Source organism: Streptomyces sp. NBC_01591 (assembly GCF_035918155.1).
In the GTDB taxonomy this organism is placed as follows: Bacteria; Actinomycetota; Actinomycetes; order Streptomycetales; family Streptomycetaceae; genus Streptomyces.
This window is the reverse complement of the sequence record NZ_CP109327.1, coordinates 4046319-4063792: the sequence shown is the minus strand read 5'-3', so window position 1 is coordinate 4063792 and position 17474 is coordinate 4046319. Positions and strand designations below refer to the sequence as shown.

The 17474-nt window shown below is 70.0% G+C and carries 14 protein-coding genes and 1 pseudogene; 12 read left to right on the top strand and 3 right to left on the bottom strand.

What is annotated here, in order from left to right:
• Positions 1–270: 270 nt before the first annotated feature.
• Positions 271–1671, top strand: coding sequence for a hypothetical protein (locus OG978_RS18805; RefSeq protein ID WP_442817711.1), 1401 nt, complete (start codon positions 271–273; stop codon positions 1669–1671).
• Between the two features lie 167 nt (positions 1672–1838).
• Here OG978_RS18805 and OG978_RS18800 read toward each other — a convergent pair whose 3' ends face one another.
• Positions 1839–2834, bottom strand: a complete 996-nt coding sequence (locus OG978_RS18800; protein WP_326766349.1) for an ATP-binding protein — start codon at positions 2832–2834, stop codon at positions 1839–1841.
• Between the two features lie 102 nt (positions 2835–2936).
• On the opposite strand from OG978_RS18800, the gene OG978_RS18795 reads away from it, so the two are divergent.
• Positions 2937–3761, top strand: coding sequence for an oxidoreductase (locus OG978_RS18795; RefSeq protein WP_326766348.1), 825 nt, complete (start codon positions 2937–2939; stop codon positions 3759–3761).
• A gap of 506 nt (positions 3762–4267) precedes the next feature.
• Here OG978_RS18795 and OG978_RS18790 read toward each other — a convergent pair.
• Positions 4268–5107: an HAD family hydrolase gene (locus OG978_RS18790; RefSeq protein WP_326766347.1), complete on the bottom strand. Its 840-nt coding sequence runs from the start codon at positions 5105–5107 to the stop codon at positions 4268–4270.
• 565 nt (positions 5108–5672) lie between these two features.
• On the opposite strand from OG978_RS18790, the gene ssd reads away from it, so the two are divergent.
• The 7 genes and pseudogenes from ssd to OG978_RS18755 form a co-directional block, all read left to right on the top strand.
• A complete protein-coding gene (gene ssd / locus OG978_RS18785) occupies positions 5673–6734 on the top strand; it encodes a septum site-determining protein Ssd (RefSeq protein ID WP_326770077.1) in 1062 nt (353 codons plus the stop codon).
• On the top strand, positions 6731–7879 hold the full coding sequence (locus tag OG978_RS18780; protein ID WP_326766346.1) for a TadA family conjugal transfer-associated ATPase: 1149 nt from the start codon (positions 6731–6733) through the stop codon (positions 7877–7879). Before ssd ends, OG978_RS18780 begins: the two co-directional genes overlap by 4 nt.
• Positions 7880–7893: 14 nt before the next feature.
• Positions 7894–8757, top strand: coding sequence for a type II secretion system F family protein (locus tag OG978_RS18775; RefSeq protein WP_326766345.1), 864 nt, complete (start codon positions 7894–7896; stop codon positions 8755–8757).
• The gene (locus OG978_RS18770) at positions 8754–9566 is read left to right on the top strand and encodes a type II secretion system F family protein (protein WP_442817710.1); all 813 of its coding nucleotides are present in this window, start codon (positions 8754–8756) and stop codon (positions 9564–9566) included. The genes OG978_RS18775 and OG978_RS18770 overlap by 4 nt, the downstream gene beginning before the upstream one ends.
• Positions 9567–9624: 58 nt before the next feature.
• Positions 9625–9825, top strand: coding sequence for a DUF4244 domain-containing protein (locus OG978_RS18765; protein WP_326766344.1), 201 nt, complete (start codon positions 9625–9627; stop codon positions 9823–9825).
• Positions 9812–10195 carry a TadE family type IV pilus minor pilin gene (locus OG978_RS18760; protein ID WP_326766343.1) on the top strand — a complete coding sequence of 128 codons (384 nt, stop codon included), beginning with the start codon at positions 9812–9814 and terminating at the stop codon, positions 10193–10195. The genes OG978_RS18765 and OG978_RS18760 overlap by 14 nt, the downstream gene beginning before the upstream one ends.
• Before the next feature lie 149 nt (positions 10196–10344).
• Positions 10345–10566, top strand: a pseudogene (locus tag OG978_RS18755) (Rv3654c family TadE-like protein); the annotation flags it as partial.
• Positions 10567–10606: 40 nt separating this feature from the next.
• On the opposite strand, the gene OG978_RS18750 reads toward OG978_RS18755, so the two are convergent.
• A complete protein-coding gene (locus OG978_RS18750; protein WP_326766342.1) occupies positions 10607–13216 on the bottom strand; it encodes a DEAD/DEAH box helicase in 2610 nt (869 codons plus the stop codon).
• Positions 13217–13294: 78 nt separating this feature from the next.
• Here OG978_RS18750 and OG978_RS18745 point away from each other — a divergent pair, with 78 nt between their 5' ends.
• The 3 genes from OG978_RS18745 to OG978_RS18735 all read left to right on the top strand — a co-directional run bounded on the left by OG978_RS18745 (position 13295) and on the right by OG978_RS18735 (position 17338).
• Entirely contained in the window at positions 13295–13648 is a 354-nt protein-coding gene (locus OG978_RS18745) for an STAS domain-containing protein (protein WP_003967428.1), read from the top strand.
• Between the two features lie 381 nt (positions 13649–14029).
• Positions 14030–14512, top strand: a complete 483-nt coding sequence (locus OG978_RS18740; RefSeq protein WP_326766341.1) for an ATP-binding protein — start codon at positions 14030–14032, stop codon at positions 14510–14512.
• 357 nt (positions 14513–14869) lie between these two features.
• The gene (locus tag OG978_RS18735) at positions 14870–17338 is read left to right on the top strand and encodes a sodium-translocating pyrophosphatase (RefSeq protein ID WP_326766340.1); all 2469 of its coding nucleotides are present in this window, start codon (positions 14870–14872) and stop codon (positions 17336–17338) included.
• Positions 17339–17474: the final 136 nt, after the last annotated feature.

The following is a 17474-nucleotide window of genomic DNA, read 5'->3' as shown; positions in this document are numbered from 1 at the left end:
CGGGGCAGCGCGGTCGCGGAATGCGAGGGACGCGGCCGTGGGTCACGGCGTGCAGCGGCGGGATTTCTCAACTCTCAGTAAACAGATCGTAATGGAGAGTAAAGATCTGTGTCCATGGTTGGGATCAAATGGACTATTTAGTCATCCATTCAAGTGAATAAGCATCTTTTCATTCGGCCTGTCGTGCTGGCCCGACGGAGCCGTGTGCGAACTTGACCGCGCCGTGTCGGCACTTCGACGCGAATTACCTGCAAGGAAGACGGTGGGTGGATGATGGCTGCCGCGAAGAGAGTCGTGACGAAGAGAAACACCGCGAAGAGGGCTGCCGGCGGGCGGGTCGCCCTGGGTGTCGTGGCCGTCGCGCTGACCGCGGGAGCAGCCGGGTGCTCCTCCGGTTCCGATGCCGGCCGCGGGGCCGCCGGACCGGAGGCGGCGAAGAAGGCTGCCGGAGCGAAGAAGGCTGCCGGGGCGAAGAAGAAGGCCCCTGAAGCCGTGGCCGCGCCCAAGAGTGTTTTCCGGCTCATCGGTGACGGTTCCACCGCATTCACCGGCAGCCAGCCGAAGCAGCCTGTGGCCAAGCGCCTGGCGCCCGGTCAGAAGCCCCCGCAGTTCGTGGTGTTCTCGTGGGACGGTGCGGGTGAGGACAGCCAGAAGCTCTTCTCGCACTTCCGTGAGGTCGGCAAGAAGTACCACGCGAACATGACGTACTTCCTCAGCGGTGTGTACATGCTGCCGGAGAGCAAGCGGGAGCTCTACGACCCGCCGAAGCACAACGCCGGCAGCTCCGACATCGGCTTCAACGACACCGAGGGAATCCGGAACACCATCACCCAGGTGCGCGGGGCCTGGGAGGACGGCGACGAGATCGGTACCCACTTCAACGGCCACTTCTGCGGTCCCGAGGGCGGCGTCGGAACCTGGTCCGTCGACCAGTGGAGGAGCGAGATCGGCCAGGCCAAGTCCTTCGTGAAGAACTGGAAGACCAACGACCCCGGCCTCGATGGGGAGAAGCCGCTTCCCTTCGACTACGACAGGGAGCTCGTCGGCGGCCGCACCCCTTGTCTGGAGGGGCAGAAGAACATGGTGGCCGCAGCGCGGACGATGGGCTTCCGCTACGACTCCAGCGGGGTCAACAACCAGGTCTGGCCGAAGAAGAAGGATGGCCTCTGGGACCTCTCGCTGCAGCTCGTCCCGGTGCCGGGCCGCGAGTTCGAGACCCTTTCGATGGACTACAACTTCATGTTCAACCAGTCCGGTACGACGCAGGGCGACCCGGACATGCACGAGTACTGGGGCAACCAGATGCGCGACGGCCTGCTCCAGGCCTTCGACCGCTCGTACGACGGAAACCGCGCCCCGCTGATCATCGGCAACCACTTCGAGTCCTGGAACGGCGGCACCTACATGCGCGCCGTCGAGGAGACCATCGCGACGGTCTGCACCAAGGAGGGTGTCCGCTGCGTGTCCTTCCGGCAGCTGGCCGACTGGCTGGACGCGCAGGACCCGGCGACGCTGGCGAAACTCGGCACGCTCGATGTCGGCCAGGCGCCTGAGAAGGGATGGACCGCGTTCCTCGACGGAGCGGGGACTCCCGGAGCCGGCCGGGCAGCGGGAGCCGGGGGAGCCGACAGGGTTCACGCGGGGTCCGGCGCGGACAAGGTCGGCCGCTGAGCTGCGCGGCCTTCGGCTGTGGCCGGTGCGTCATGCGCCGGACCGGCCGGGCAGCAGGGCCGTGTGTCAAGCGCCGGACGGGTCGGAGAACCGATCCCGTCCGGCGCTCGAAAATGTGACGGCCCGCGCCTGGCGGATCGAACCCGTCCGGCGGAGGTGCCAAGGGCTCAGGCGGGCTGAGTGGCGCCGTCCTGCGCGTACCGCTCGTCGAGAACGAAGGCGGGGTCGACCTGGGCAGCCAGATCGGCGCCCGTCTTCTCGTTGCCCCAGCTCTCTGCGTTCTTCAGATGGAAGTGGACCATCTGCCGCGTGTAGCGCCCCCAGTCCCGCTGCTCGTACGAGTCCTCCGCGGCATTCTGCAGCGCCTGCAGGGCCATCCGGTTGTCCGCCTCCAGCAGTTCGAAGCGAGCGGGGCGGCCTTTCTCCATCGACCGTACCCAGTCGGAGTGCCCGACGCTGACCAGCAGGTCGTCGCCCACCTCGGCGTGCAGAAACTCCAGATCGTCCTCGCCCTGCACCTTGTTGCCGATGACCTTCAGCGCGACCCCGAAGTCCCGCGCGTACTCCTTGTACTGGCGGTAGACCGAGACGCCCTTACGGGTCGGTTCCGCGACCAGGAACGTCATGTCGAAACGGGTGAACATCCCCGAGGCGAAGGAGTCCGAACCCGCTGTCATGTCAACGACGACATAGTCGTCGGGGCCGTCCACGAGATGGTTGAGGCAGAGCTCGACCGCACCGACCTTGGAGTGGTAGCAGGCCACGCCCAGATCGGACTCGGTGAACGGCCCGGTGGCCATCAGCCGGATCTCCCCGTCGTCGAGGCGGACCGCACGGGCGCACGCGTCATAGATCGGGTTGTCCTCGCGGACCCGCAGGAGCCGTGAACCCTCGCCGGGCGGAGTCGTCTTGATCATCGTCTCGCTGGAGGCGATACGGGGATTGCTGCCGCGCAGATACTCCTTGATCAGAGGCAGGTGCGCCCCCATGGCGGGCAGCGCGGCGGCCTCCTGGTCATCGAGGCCGAGCGCGGCCCCGAGGTGCTGGTTGATGTCGGCGTCCACCGCGACGACATGGGCTTCATTGGCGGCGAGGTGGCGGATGAAGAGCGAGGACAGCGTCGTCTTGCCGCTGCCGCCCTTCCCTACGAAAGCGATCTTCATGTTCACCTAGGGTAGCGGCGTGATCGCGGTCGGTTGTCGCGCTTCGTGAAGAAGCCCACTCCCGGGTGGTATCGGTGTAGGGGGCGCGTAGCCTCGCTACCTATGAGTACGACTGCCTCTGATCCGCTCGCCGCCCTGGGTTCCCTGCCGGGGGTCGCCGACGCGGTGGACTCCGTACGCAAGGCCGTCGACCGGGTCTACGGTCACCGCGTCATGCGGCGCCGCAGCAACGAGGTCACCGCGGAAGCGGCGCTGCGCGGTGCCCGCGGTTCGGCGGCGCTGTCGGGCGCCGACTGGAACCTGGAGGAGGTGCGCCGACGCACCGACTTCAGTGGTGACGGTGAGGCGCATGTGATCGGAGCGGCCCTGAGGCTGACCGCCGAAGCGGGCCAACTGCTCTCCATCTGGCGGCAGTCGCCGCTGCGGGTGCTGGCACGGCTGCATCTGGTCGCGGCCGGCGGGGCGGCACCCGACGATGCTGTCGGCCGGCCGAGGCTGGCGGGCGAGCCTGTGGACGAGCCGCTGGTCGAGGCGCCGCTGCCGGACGCCGACGAGGTGGCCGGGCGGTTGGAGGGGCTCTCCGGGCTGATCCTTTCGGGTACTTCGGCGCCTGCGCTGGTGACAGCGGCCGTCGTGCACGGTGAAATGCTGGCCCTGCGCCCCTTCGGCTCGTACAACGGCCTTGTCGCGCGGACCGCCGAGCGGATCGTGCTGATCGGGAGCGGGCTCGACCCCAAGTCGATCTGCCCCGCCGAGGTCGGCCATGCCGAGCAGGGGCGGGCGGCGTACATCGCGGCGTTCGAGGGCTATCTGTCGGGAACGCCGGAGGGGATGGCGGCTTGGATCGCGTACTGCGGACGCTCCGTGGAACTGGGTGTCAGGGAGTCGACGGCGGTGTGCGAGGCCCTGCAGCGCGGAGCCGCGTAACAGGCGAACGGCTTGGAACGGCTGGACCCCGGCCCGGGGTGGTGAGTCCGCGGGGTGCGGCGCGATAAATCCACCGGAGTAACTTCATCGCGGTAACTTCACCGAATTGTCTTCACGGCGTCGACTTCAATGCCCGACAAAAGGGTTGCGGCGGTACCGTCCTCGGTACCGCCGCTGGCATGTCTACCCAGTTACCATGCGTCCTCGATATATGCCCATCAGGTCGGGGTGCTTTGCCCGTTCCCTGGTGCGGCTGGCCCGTAATCGACGGGTCGACGTCGCGTGGGTGCTCGGTTTTCATGCTCGGTCCGTGGGGCCATATCTGCGTTACAGGTAATCCTCTCGGATGTCCTTGGTCTCGCGGGCCGTTGAGTCATTTGTACTCCAGAGCCGGGGTGAGCGGTAGTGCTGGCCCCACTTCTTTACTTTTAGGTTCAATTACGGGCGAGTTGGATAATTCGTGCCAACCGGCCCGGCGCGTGCCGGGCTGCCGCCCAGGTGGTGCGTCAGGCGGAGGCCGTGGCGGCGCGGCGGCGGGAGGTGTACCAGACCAGTCCTGCTGTGACGGCGGCTGCGCCCACCGCTGCCGCCGCGACCAATGCCGGCCGTGGTGGCAGCGAGAACGTGGGCAGTCGCTGCTTGAGCCGGACCGGCCTGTCGAAGACGAGAATCGGCCACTCGCGGAGGGTCGCTTCGCGCCGCAGCGCGCGATCGGGATTGACCGCGTGCGGATGGCCGACCGACTCCAGCATCGGTACATCCGTGGCGGAGTCGCTGTAGGCGTAGCAGCGTGAGAGGTCGTACCCCTCCGACACCGCGAGGGCCCTGATCGCCTCGGCCTTGGTCGGCCCGTATGCGTAGTACTCGACTTCGCCGGTGAAGCAGCCGTCGTCGCCGACGACCATTCGGGTGGCGACGACCCGGTCGGCGCCGAGCAGCTCGCCGATCGGTTCGACGACCTCGGCGCCCGAGGTCGAAACGATCACCACATCGCGTCCGGCGGTGTGATGCTCCTCGATGAGCGTCGCCGCCTCGTCGTAGATGATGGGGTCGATCAGATCGTGCAGGGTCTCGGCGACGATTTCCTTCACTTGCTGGACGTTCCAGCCCTTGCAGAGTGCGGAGAGATATTCCCGCATCCGCTCCATCTGGTCGTGATCTGCACCCCCGGCAAGGAACACGAACTGTGCGTACGCAGTGCGCAGTACAGCGCGGCGGTTGATCAGTCCGCCTTGGTAGAAGGACTTGCTGAAGGTCAGCGTCGAAGACTTCGCAATGACCGTCTTGTCCAGGTCAAAGAAGGCGGCTGTGCGCGGCAAGAAGCGGTTTTCCACAAGGCAGAGCATAGGGGGACATCATTCGGCGTAAACTCTGGCGCGTGGGTTTGCCTGAGAAGGCTCTCGGGTACACCATGGAAGTCACGGATCGTTCGCGACCGTGCTAACCCGGTCCGGCTCCTCCCCCCCCGAGTCGGCCGTGGGGACGACCCCCGCTCTCCCCCCCGGCGGGGGTCGTCGCATGTCCGGACGCATTTCTGTCGTTCGGAATCAGGCATTCCGCCTCCGTTTCGGCCACGACGGCCCGCTTCTCGTTCCGTCTCCACCACCATGACTCGTCACGGTGCGTAGTGGAAGTGCTGCGCTCCGGAAGTCGCCGGTATGAGCGACAGGGATATTCACAACGGTGGAGTTGTCCACAGTTTTCGAGCAAGATCCACACGATTTTCCGAAGCGCTGCACGGTGATTCCAGCCGCGAAGTCCGCGGGTTGTGGAATCGCCGATCCCGGAACGCTCCGAGATCACCGCGAACCGCGATGAAGGTGCAGTGAGAAGGGGGCGGAGATCGTGGCCGAGTCCATCGCACGGGATCCTCTGCTAGCCGCCGGAGCGCGGCGGGGCGGACCGCTGATCGTGACCGAGGATGTGGAACTGCTCGACGATCTGCTGCGGCTGTGTGCGGCCGCCGGCGCGGAACCGGAAGTTCATCACTCGCTGCCCGAAAACAGAGGCAGCTGGGAGCGGGCTCCGATGGTTCTCGTGGGCGACGATGCCGCCCAGCGATGCCGAGGTGCGGTGCGCAGGCGGGGCGTGATGCTCGTCGGCAGGGAACAGGACGCCCCGGATGTCTGGCGTCGAGCCGTGGAGATCGGGGCCGAATATGTGCTGAGGCTGCCCGATTCGGAGGGCTGGCTCGTCGACCAGATCGCCAATGCGGCGGAGGGAGTGGGCCGGCCGGCGCTCACCGTGGGGGTGATCGGCGGCCGGGGCGGCTCGGGTGCGTCCACACTGGCCTGCGCCCTCGCGGTGACCGCGGCCAGGGCCGGGCGGCGGACCATGCTGATCGACGGCGACCCGCTCGGCGGTGGCATCGATGTGCTGCTCGGTGGCGAACGGGCCGAGGGGATGCGATGGCCGGATTTCGCCCATTCCAAGGGGCGGGTCGGCGGGGGTGCGCTGGAGGAGTCACTGCCGGCGCTGCATGGGTTGCGGGTGCTCAGCTGGGGCCGCGACGACTGGGTGGCCATCCCGCCGCAGGCCATGCGGGCAGTGCTGGCCGCCGCACGCAGGCTCGGCGGGGTGGTGGTCGTAGATCTGCCGCGCCGGGTCGACGAATCGGTGGCCGAGGCGCTCGCGCAGCTGGACCTCGGGCTGTTGGTGGTCCCGGGGGAGCTTCGCGCGGTCGCGGCGGCGAAGCGTGTGGCGTCCATGGCGGGGATGGTCCTGGACGACCTGCGGGTGGTGTCCCGCGGGCCGTACGCGGCGGGCCTCGACGAACGATGGGTGGCGCGGGCGCTGGGGCTGCCGCTCGCCGGTGAACTCCCGCTCGACGCCGGGCTGCTGGCTGCTCAGGACGGCGGTGCGCCGCCGGGCGGTAGTGCGCGCGGTCCGCTGGCCAGGTTCTGCGCGGCCTTCTGGGATCGGGCGCTCGCACCGGAGGGCGCTGGGGGACGCGCCGATGGAGGTGCGTCATGACGGAGATGCTGCTCGACGCCGTACGGCAGCGGCTCGCGCAGAGCGGTGCGGCGCCGACGCCGGCCGGGGTCGCGGCCGCGCTGCGGGCCCAGGGGCGGCTGCTCGGGGACGCCGAAGTGCTCGGTGCAGCCGATGAGTTGCGTGGCGAGCTGGTCGGGACCGGGGTGCTGGAGCCGCTGCTCGCCGATCCGGTGGTGACAGATGTGCTGGTCTCCGCGCCGGACCGGGTGTGGGTGGACCGGGGCGGAGGTCTCGAACTCACCGGGGTGACCTTCACGGACGCCGCCGCGGTACGCAGGCTGGCACAGCGGCTGGCCGCCGTGGCGGGGCGGCGGCTGGACGACGCCCGCCCCTGGGTGGACGCGAGGCTGCCGGACGGCACCCGTATGCATGCCGTGCTGCCGCCGGTGTCCGTCGGCTCGACGTGCCTGTCGCTGCGGGTGGTGCGGCCCAGGGCCTTCTCGCTGACGGAGCTGGTTGCGGCGGGGACGGTGCCGCCGGGCGGTGACCGGGTGTTGCGGGCCTTGGTGGAGGCCCGGGTCTCGTATCTGATCAGTGGAGGGACGGGTGCCGGGAAGACGACTCTTCTGTCGAGCCTGCTGGGTGCGGTCGGGGCGCGGGAGCGAATCGTGCTCGCCGAGGACTCGGCGGAGTTGCGGCCGGGCCATCCGCATGTGGTGCGCCTGGAGTCGCGCCCCGCCAACCAGGAGGGGGCGGGCCGGGTGACCCTCAGGGACCTGGTGCGGCAGGCGTTGCGGATGCGGCCCGACCGGCTGGTGGTCGGGGAGGTCCGGGGCGCCGAGGTCACCGAACTCCTGGCCGCGCTGAACACGGGCCACGAAGGCGGTTGCGGGACGGTTCACGCCAATGCGGCCGAGCACGTACCGGCCCGTCTCGAAGCCCTGGGGACGGCGGCGGGGCTGGACCGGACGGCGCTCCACAGCCAGTTGGCGGCCGCGCTGTCGGTGGTGATTCATCTCGTGCGGGACCGGGCCGGGCAGCGGCGGATCGCCGAGGTGCAGGTTCTGGAGCGGGACGCGGCAGGGCTGGTGGTGACCGTGCCCGCGCTGCGCTGGGGTGCCGATGGATTCGTGCGGGAGCAGGGCTGGGAGCGGTTGCGGTCGCTGATCGGGGGTGCGTTGTGACCGGGGGTGTGCCAATGGGGCTGTCGGCGAGCGCGAGCTGTGCGGTGGTTCTGTGCGTCGGGGTGGCGGCCTGGTTCGTGGTGGCGCAGGACCATGGGCGGCGGAGAGCCCGGGTGCTGTTCGTCGACGGGGCGGTTCGGTCGCCGCTGCGTGTGCGCTGGGAGCAGGTCTGGGCGCGGTCGCGGGAGTGGTCGGGGGAGCGGCGGGAGTGGCTCTGCCTCCCCGTGGCGCTGGTCGTCGCCGCGCTGGGGGAGTCCGTGCTGCCGCTGCTGGCCGGGGCGGTGGCGGTGCCGCTGGTGCGGCGGTGGCTGCGGAGGCGAGCCCTGGGCAAGGAGCGGGAACGCCGGGCGGCCGGGGTGGTGGCGCTGTGCGGCGCGGTCGTGGGTGAGCTGCGGGCCGGACACGAACCGGGGCAGGCGTTGCTCGTCGCCGTCCGTGGCACCGGGGTGATGGGGGCGGCTGAGGCCGGTGTGACTGCTGCGGCGCGATTCGGCGGTGATGTGCCGGGGGCGCTCGGGCAGGCGGCACGGGAGCCGGGTCTGGACGGGCTCGCCGGGGTGGCGGCCTGCTGGCGGGTGGCGGTCGACGGTGGGGCCGGGCTCGCGGCGGGTCTGGACCGCCTGGAGGGCGCGTTGCGGGCCGAGCGGCGCAGACGGGAGGAGCTACGGGCCCAACTGGCCGGTGCCTGGTCGACGGTGGCCGTGCTGGCGCTGCTCCCGGTGCTGGGTCTGGGGCTGGGGGCGGCGCTCGGGGCGGATCCGTTGGAGGTGCTGCTGCACACCCCGGCCGGGCTGGTCTGTCTGGCGACGGGCGGGCTCCTGGAGGCGGCCGGACTCTGCTGGGCAGCCCGGATCGTACGGGCGGGGGAGGCGGCGTGAGCGGGGTCACCGGCGAAGCCGTCCGCCTGGCGGCGGCAGTGTGCGCGGTGCTGAGTGCGGTCGTCTGTCCCGCCCTTGCCCTGGCGGGGCTTCGGAGGAGGCGGACGGTGCGCCGCCGGGGCGCGGCACTGCTGGCGATCGACCGGCCGAAGCGTCGGCGCGAGCGCAGGAGTGGGCGCGAACCCACGGCACCCGGTGCCCGGACGAAGGAGTGGATCGCGCCACTGGGCGCTGCGGCGGCGGGCTGGGTCCTGGTCGGCGGCCTGCCGGGGTGCGTGGCAGGGCTGGTGGGGGCCTACGGCGCCTGGCGGTGGCAGCGGGCCCGAAGCAGCCCCGAACCGGGGGACGGGCTCGCGGAGATGGCGGAGGCGGCACGTCAGCTCCCGCTGGCGGCCGACCTGTTGGCGGCCTGCATCTCCGCCGGAGCCGGGCCGCGGGAGGCGGCGGAGGCGGTGGGGGAGTCGCTGGGCGGGCCGGTCGGCGTGCGCCTGGCACGGACGGCCGCGGAGATCCGTCTCGGTGGTGAACCTGCGGCGGCCTGGGGGCGGTTCGGGGAGATACCGGGTGCAGGTGCGCTGGCCCGCTGCCTGGAGCGGGCGGGGTCGACCGGGGCTCCGGCGGCGGAGCCGGTGGCGCGGCTGGCCGAGGCGATGCGGGCGGAACGTGCGAGTGCGGCCGTGGCACGCGCCCAGCGGGCAGGTGTGCTGATCACCGCTCCCGTCGGGCTCTGCTTTCTGCCCGCATTCCTGACAGTCGGGGTGGCGCCCGTGGTGATCGGTCTGGCGACCGGACTGCTTCACACCGGATGACCGAAAAGCATAAGTAAACTTCCATTCAATATGAATTAAGAATTTCGCGGGGGTCGGAATGGTGCAGCGAATCAGGGACTGGGTGCGCGGCATGGCACGCCGAGTTCGGTCGGACAGCGGAATGACGACATCCGAATATGCGGTGGGGACGATCGCGGCCTGTGCGTTCGCGGCGGTGCTCTACAAGGTGGTCACCAGCCAGCCGGTCATGTCCGCACTGCAGTCACTGCTGAAGGACGCGCTCGATGCGAAGTTCTGAGAGCGGTCCCAGGGCGTGCGCCGGAGGGGATCGGGGTGCGGTGACGGCGGAAGCGGCCATGGCGATTCCGGTGCTGGTGGTGTTCGCCCTGGTGCTGGTCTGGGCGCTGATGGCTGCCTCCGCCCAGATCCGGTGCGTGGACGCGGCGAGGGCCGGGGCGCGGGCGGCGGCCCGTTCCGAGCCGGAGGCGCAGGTGCTGGAGGTCACCCGTTCGGCGGCACCCGGCGGGGCCGAAGTCGCGATGGAACGGGCCGGGGAGCTGTGGCGGGTACGGGTGGCGGCGTCGCTGCCGGGGCCGGGCCCGCTGGCCCTGACGCTTCACGCGGAAGCGGCGGCACTGGCCGAGGCCACGGTGGGGGTGGCGCAGTGAACGGGACGGGCGAGAAGGGCAGGGAGCACGGTCGCGGTCATGCTCGCGATCGGCGCCGGGATCCGGACCGGGGTCCGAGCCGGAGCCCGGCACGCGGATGCGCGGGGTCGGCGGATGGGGACAGGGGCCTGGCCACGGTGTGGGTGGCGATGACCACGGCCACGTTGTGCGCGGTGTTCGCGGTCGTGCTGGCCCTCGGGCAGGTGGTGACCGTTCGGCACCGGGCGGGCGGTGTGGCGGACCTGGCGGCCCTGGCGGCGGCCGACCGGGCCCTGCAAGGCCCTGGGGCGGCATGTGGGGCCGCCGAGAAGGTGGCTGCGGCGCAGGGGGCCGTGGTGGTCCGGTGCGCGGTGCGCGGGGAGATCGCCGATGTGACGGCCCGAGTGAGTTTCGGGCCGTACGAACCGGCGGTCAGGTCCAGGGCCGGCCCTCCGGCGGCTGCTCCCGGCTCTCCGGCGGCTGCTCCCGGCTCTCCGGAGCCTCCGCCATTGCCTCTGGAGCCGACTCCGGATCCTCCGCCTCTGGAGCCGACTTCGGCACCGATGGCTCCGCAGGGCCCGGCTCCCCGGGAGCCGGGGGTGCGTATCGCAGGAGTTCGGTGAGGAGGCGCAGGGCACCGCGTTTGTGCAGGGGTTCGTTGCCGTTGCCGCACTTGGGGGACTGGACGCAGGAGGGGCAGCCCGCCTCGCACTCGCAGGACGCGATCGCCTGCCGGGTCGCGGTCAGCCACGTACGGGCGGTGTGGAAGGCCCGCTCGGCAAATCCGGCACCGCCCGGGTGGCCGTCGTACACGAAGACCGTGGGCAGCAGGGTGTCCGGGTGCAGGGGCACGGAGACGCCGCCGATGTCCCACCGGTCGCAGGTGGCGAAGAGCGGCAGCATCCCGATCGAAGCGTGCTCCGCGGCGTGCAGGGCGCCGCCCAGGATCTCCGGGTTGATACGGGCGGCGTCCAGCTGGTCCTCGGTGACCGTCCACCAGACGGCGCGGGTGCGCAGGGTGCGGGGCGGCAGGTCCAGTTTGGTCTCGCCGAGGACCTCGCCGGTGATCACCCTGCGCCGCAGGAAGGAGACGACCTGGCTGGTGACCTCCACGGAGCCGTAGCAGAGCCGCCCGTCACCCCACGGGATCTCGGTGTCGGTCTCCAGGACGGCGATGGAGGTGGTGTCGCGTGCGGTGGTCGAGTACGGCGGGGCGGCCTCCTCGACCAGGGCCACCGAATCCTCCAGATCCAGCTTCCGGACCAGGTAGGTGCGGCCCTGATGGAGGTGGACGGCGCCCTTGTGGACGGCGGTGTGCGCGGCCGATTCGTCGACGGTGCCCAGCAGCCGGCCGGTGCCCTCCTCGACGATCTGGACGGGGCGGCCGCCCTCGCCACGGATGTCGGTGAGATCGGCGGCGCGCTCGCGGCGGGTCCAGTGCCAGCCCGATGCCCGCTTGCGCAGCAGTTTCGCGGCTTCCAGCTGCGGCAGCAGCTCGGCCACTGCCGGGCCGAAGAGCTCCAGGTCGGGCTCGGTGAGGGGGAGCTCCGCGGCGGCGGCGCACAGATGAGGGGCAAGGACGTACGGATTGTCCGGGTCGAGGACGGTCGACTCCACGGGCTGCTGGAACAGCGCCTCGGGATGGTGGACGAGGAAGGTGTCCAGCGGGTCGTCGCGGGCCACCAGGACGGCCAGGGCGCCCTGACCGGAGCGCCCGGCACGGCCCGCCTGCTGCCACAGCGACGCCCTGGTGCCGGGATAGCCGGCGATGACGACGGCATCCAGGCCGGAGACGTCGATGCCGAGTTCGAGGGCGGTGGTGGCGGCCAGGCCGAGCAGCTGCCCGGAGTGCAGGGCGCGCTCCAGGGCGCGGCGTTCCTCGGGGAGATAGCCCCCGCGGTACGCGGCGACCCTGGCCGGCAGGGAGCGGTCCACCTCGGCGAGGCGCTCCTTCGCGATGACGGAGATCAGCTCGGCGCCGCGCCGGGAGCGTACGAAGGCGACCGAGCGGACTCCCTGGAGGGTGAGATCGGTGAGGAGATCGGCGGTCTCGGCGGTGGCGGTACGTCGGACAGGGGCGCCCTTCTCGCCGTGCAGGTCGGTCAGGGGCGGCTCCCACAGTGCGAAGACCAGCTCGCCGCGGGGCGAGGAGTCGTCGGCGACCTCCTTGACCGGGAGACCGGTGAGGCGGCCGGCCGCGACGGAGGGTTCCGCCGCGGTGGCGGAGGCGAGGAGGAAGACCGGATCGGCGCCGTAACGGGCGCACAGACGGCGGAGCCGTCGTACCACCTGGGCGACGTGGGAGCCGAAGACACCACGGTAGGTGTGGCACTCGTCGATGACGACGAAGCGCAGGGCGCGCAGGAAGGAGGACCAGCGGGGGTGGGACGGGAGTATCCCGCGGTGCAGCATGTCGGGGTTGGTCAGGACGTAGTTGGCGTACTGACGCACCCAGTCGCGTTCCTCGACCGGGGTGTCGCCGTCGTAGACCGCGGGCCTGATGGCGTTGCCGAGCGGTGCCGCGAGCTGCTTCACGGCACGCCTCTGATCGGCGGCCAGGGCTTTGGTGGGGGCCAGGTACAGGGTGGTGGCGCCGCGGCCGTTCGGGGCCTCGGAGCCGTCGAGCAGGGCGCTGAGGACCGGGGCGAGGTAGGCGAGCGACTTGCCGGACGCCGTGCCGGTGGCGATGACCACGGATTCGCCGTCCAGGGCGTGCTCGGCGGCGGCCGACTGATGCGCCCACGGGTGATCGATTCCGGCCTTCTGGATCGCGGCGACAACTTCCGGCCGGATGCGATCGGGCCAAGTGGCATGAGTTCCCGCACGCGGGGGCAAGTGCTCCGTATGAGTGATGCGCGTCGACCGGCCCGCCACTGCGGCGAGCCGGTCGAGGACCATGGCGGGAGAGTGACTGGTGTCGCTGTTCCCGGGTGGTTGACTGGGGCGGTGATTCTTGGCCATCGACACCGAGTGTGTCACTGGCATGACGGACAATGGTCCCAAGGCGTCGTGCATGGCTGCTGGTAAGTGATTGAATGCCATCGCGGCTGGCGATCCGTTCCCTGGCTCCGCCGGGGAGACTGAGGGGCGACCGCTCGATAGCAAGGTGCTGGAGGATCCGTGGACCTGTCCTTGTCGACTCGCAATGTGTCCGGCCCTGGTGGCGACCGTACGGTCGTCGAGGTCGGTGGCGAGATTGATGTGTATACCGCGCCCAAGCTGCGCGAGCAGTTGGTCGAGTTGGTGAATGACGGCAGCTACCACCTGGTTGTCGACATGGAAGGCGTCGACTTCCTCGACTCCACCGGCCTCGGCGTGCTCGTGGGCGGCCTGAAGCGTGTCCGGGCTCATGAGGGCTCGCTGCGCCTGGTCTGCAACCAGGAGCGCATTCTCAAGATCTTCCGGATCACCGGTCTGACCAAGGTGTTCCCGATTCACACCACGGTCGACGAGGCCGTTGCGGCCACCGACTGACAGTCGGCCCGCGGTCGGTCAGCCGGCCGGATCGGCCGAAGATCGGTTTGGTGCGCAGTCGGCGCACCGGCGGCCCGCCAGGCGGTCGGTGCGACGAGCGCGTGCCTGCTGGCCGACTGCCGCGAGGTGGGCCGATCGGCCGGTCGGGCAGCTGGCAGGACCGGCGATCGGACATCGGGGAGCCGGGTGACCGGCGCCCCGACCGGCCGGACAACCCGACCGGCCGGTGTTCGACGTGATGCGGCCGGTTCGGCCGGTGGTCTGTCGTTCGGCAGTCCGTCGGCCGACAGCTGTACGTCGGTTCCGGAAGAAGAGCAGGGACGCCGGGCAGCGCGCCCGGGCGCCCCTGGGATGCACGCCCGTACGTCTGAGGGGGATCGCATGGCCACCGTTGAACTCCGCTTCAGTGCCCAGCCCGAACACGTCAGGACGGCCCGCCTCGTGGCAGCCGCCGTGGCGCGCCGGGCAGGGGTCGATGAAGCCGTGCTCGACGAGGTCAGACTCGCTGTCGGTGAAGCCTGCAGCCGAGCAGTCGGGCTGCATCGCAGCCATGGCATCACCGCTCCTGTCTCCGTCGCCCTGATCGAGGAGGAGAAGTCCTTCTCCGTCGAGGTCGCCGACGAGGTGCCCGGACCTGGGGCCGACCCCGGTCTCGGCGGACCCGCCGGAGCCTCCGCGACACGCGGCGCCACGCCCGGTGCTGGGCTGGATGAGCCGGATCACGAGAGCGACGCCGACGGCGAGGACGAGATGGGTCTCGCGGTCATCAGCGGTCTTGTCGATGATGTGGAAGTCAGATCGGGAGCCAACGGCGGAGTGATCCGCATGAGCTGGCCGAAGACGCCCGTGACCGCGCTGCAATGACGATGCTCCCCTGAGGCGTCACGGGCGCCAGCAGGCGTCGTGGGCGGCCCGTTCGTCCCTCGCCCGTCCCGGCCCACCCATCCCGGTCCGGCCGGATCCCGGAGCCCGGATCCCTTCCCGATCCATTTCTTGATCCGTCTTTCGAGGCCCTGCTGAGCAGGGCCTTTTTCTTTTATTCGTGATCAATGATCTACGGAAAATGTGCCTGCCCCATTACTGCATTCGGGTCGATCCGGTAGGTCGATCATTTATTGATCGGCCGATGAAGGTCAATTGCATTTACCGCGCACTGTTTTGATCAGCTCCCGCTCCCTACAATCCGTCCACGTCTTGAGCGCTGAGCGTCAAGGAGGACGTATGGCGGAGTTCTTCAACACCCCACTGGCAGGACCGGCGCAAGATTCCGCATTCTTTGCACCTTCCGGCCGATCCACTTCTCTGGCGGCCGCGGTTCTCACCGATGACAATCGCGTCATCGTGATCGTCGTCGCGGTCGTCGCCGTCGCTGCCCTGGTCGTCGCCAGACTGCTGGTGCGCCAGGTACTGGCGGCCGGCGAGGGCACCGACCGCATGAAGGAGATCGCGGCTGCCGTCCAGGAAGGCGCGAATGCCTATCTGGCACGGCAGCTGCGCACCGTCGGCATCTTTGCCGTCGTGGTCTTCTTCCTGCTTCTGCTGCTACCGGCCGACAACTGGTCGCAGCGCGCGGGCCGTTCGTTGTTCTTCCTGGTGGGTGCGCTTTTCTCGGCGGCCACCGGATACATCGGGATGCGGCTCGCCGTACGCAGCAATGTCCGTGTGGCCGCTGCTGCGCGTGAGGCGACTCCGGCGGAAGGAGAGCCGGAAAAAGATCTCACCGCCGTTTCGCACAAGGCGATGAAGATCGCCTTTCGTACCGGTGGCGTGGTCGGCATGATCACCGTGGGCCTCGGCCTGCTCGGCGCGTCCTGTGTCGTGCTCGTCTATGCCGCCGACGCCCCGAAGGTGCTGGAGGGCTTCGGTCTCGGTGCCGCGCTGATCGCCATGTTCATGAGGGTCGGCGGTGGCATCTTCACCAAGGCCGCGGACGTCGGCGCCGACCTCGTCGGCAAGGTCGAGAAGGGCATCCCGGAAGACGATCCGCGCAACGCCGCCACCATCGCCGACAACGTGGGCGACAACGTCGGTGACTGCGCCGGAATGGCGGCCGACCTCTTCGAGTCGTACGCCGTGACCCTCGTCGCCGCGCTCATCCTCGGCAAGGCCGCCTTCGGTGACGCAGGGCTGGCCTTCCCGCTGATCGTTCCGGCGATCGGCGTGGTCACCGCGATGATCGGGATCTTCGCAGTCGCCCCGCGGCGCACCGACCGCAGCGGAATGACCGCCATCAACCGCGGATTCTTCATCTCCGCGGTGATCTCACTGGTGCTGGTGGCCGTGGGCGTCTTCGTCTACCTGCCGTCCTCGTACGCGGATCTGGACGGTGTCACCGACGGCGCCATCACCTCGCACGGTGGCGACCCGCGGATCTTCGCCCTGGTCGCCGTCGCCATCGGCATCGTGCTGGCCGCCCTGATCCAGCAGTTGACCGGCTACTTCACCGAGACCGGCAGGCGCCCCGTCCGGGACATCGGCAAGTCCTCGCTGACCGGTCCGGCCACCGTCGTACTCGCCGGTATCTCCATCGGTCTGGAGTCCGCCGTCTACACGGCGCTGCTGATCGGCCTGGGCGTCTACGGGGCTTTCCTGCTCGGCGGTACGTCGATCATGCTGGCGCTCTTCGCGGTGGCCCTGGCGGGGACCGGGCTGCTCACCACCGTCGGTGTCATCGTCGCCATGGACACCTTCGGCCCGGTCTCGGACAACGCGCAGGGCATCGCCGAGATGTCCGGTGACGTCACGGGCGCCGGCGCGCAGGTCCTCACCGACCTGGACGCCGTCGGCAACACCACCAAGGCCATCACCAAGGGCATCGCCATCGCCACCGCCGTCCTGGCGGCGTCGGCGCTCTTCGGTTCGTACCGCGACGCGATCGCCACGGCGGTCGACGACGTGGGGGCCAAGGCCGGGGAGATGACGCTCAGCCTGGACATCTCGCAGCCCAACAACCTGGTGGGCCTGATCCTCGGTGCCGCGGTCGTCTTCCTCTTCTCCGGACTCGCGATCAACGCGGTGTCGCGGTCCGCCGGGGCCGTGGTCTACGAGGTGCGGCGGCAGTTCCGCGAGCATCCCGGGATCATGGATTACAGCGAGAAGCCGGAGTACGGGCGCGTCGTCGACATCTGTACCAAGGACGCCCTGCGCGAGCTCGCCACACCCGGCCTGCTGGCCGTCCTGGCGCCCATCGCCGTCGGCTTCACGCTCGGTGTCGGAGCGCTCGGTTCCTATCTCGCGGGCGCCATCGGAACCGGCACCCTGATGGCGGTCTTCCTCGCCAATTCCGGTGGCGCGTGGGACAACGCCAAGAAACTCGTCGAGGACGGTCACCACGGCGGCAAGGGCAGCGACGCCCATGCCGCGACCGTCATCGGTGACACGGTCGGCGACCCGTTCAAGGACACGGCAGGGCCGGCGATCAACCCTCTGCTCAAGGTGATGAACCTGGTCGCCCTGCTCATCGCGCCGGCGGTGGTGCAGTTCAGCTACGGGCAGGACGCGAGCGTCGGCGTGCGGGCGGTGGTGGCGGCGCTCGCCGTCGGAGTCATCGTCGGTGCGGTCCACGTCTCCAAGCGGCGCGGAATCGCCGTGGGCGACGGTGAAGATCCCGGGGACGGGGACGGGGACGGGGAGGGGGACGGAGGAGGAGACAGGCCGGTCAAGTCACCGGGCCAGGCCGCCGTTTCGTGAAACGGCGGCCTGGGCGGTGCGGTGACACATAGCCGACCGCAGATCAATGGCCGGGCGGGCGAGGCATTCTGATGCTTCGTCCGCCCGGCCGCATCTCCGCCGCATCTCGGTCGAACCCCGGCCGAGGCGCCGGTCT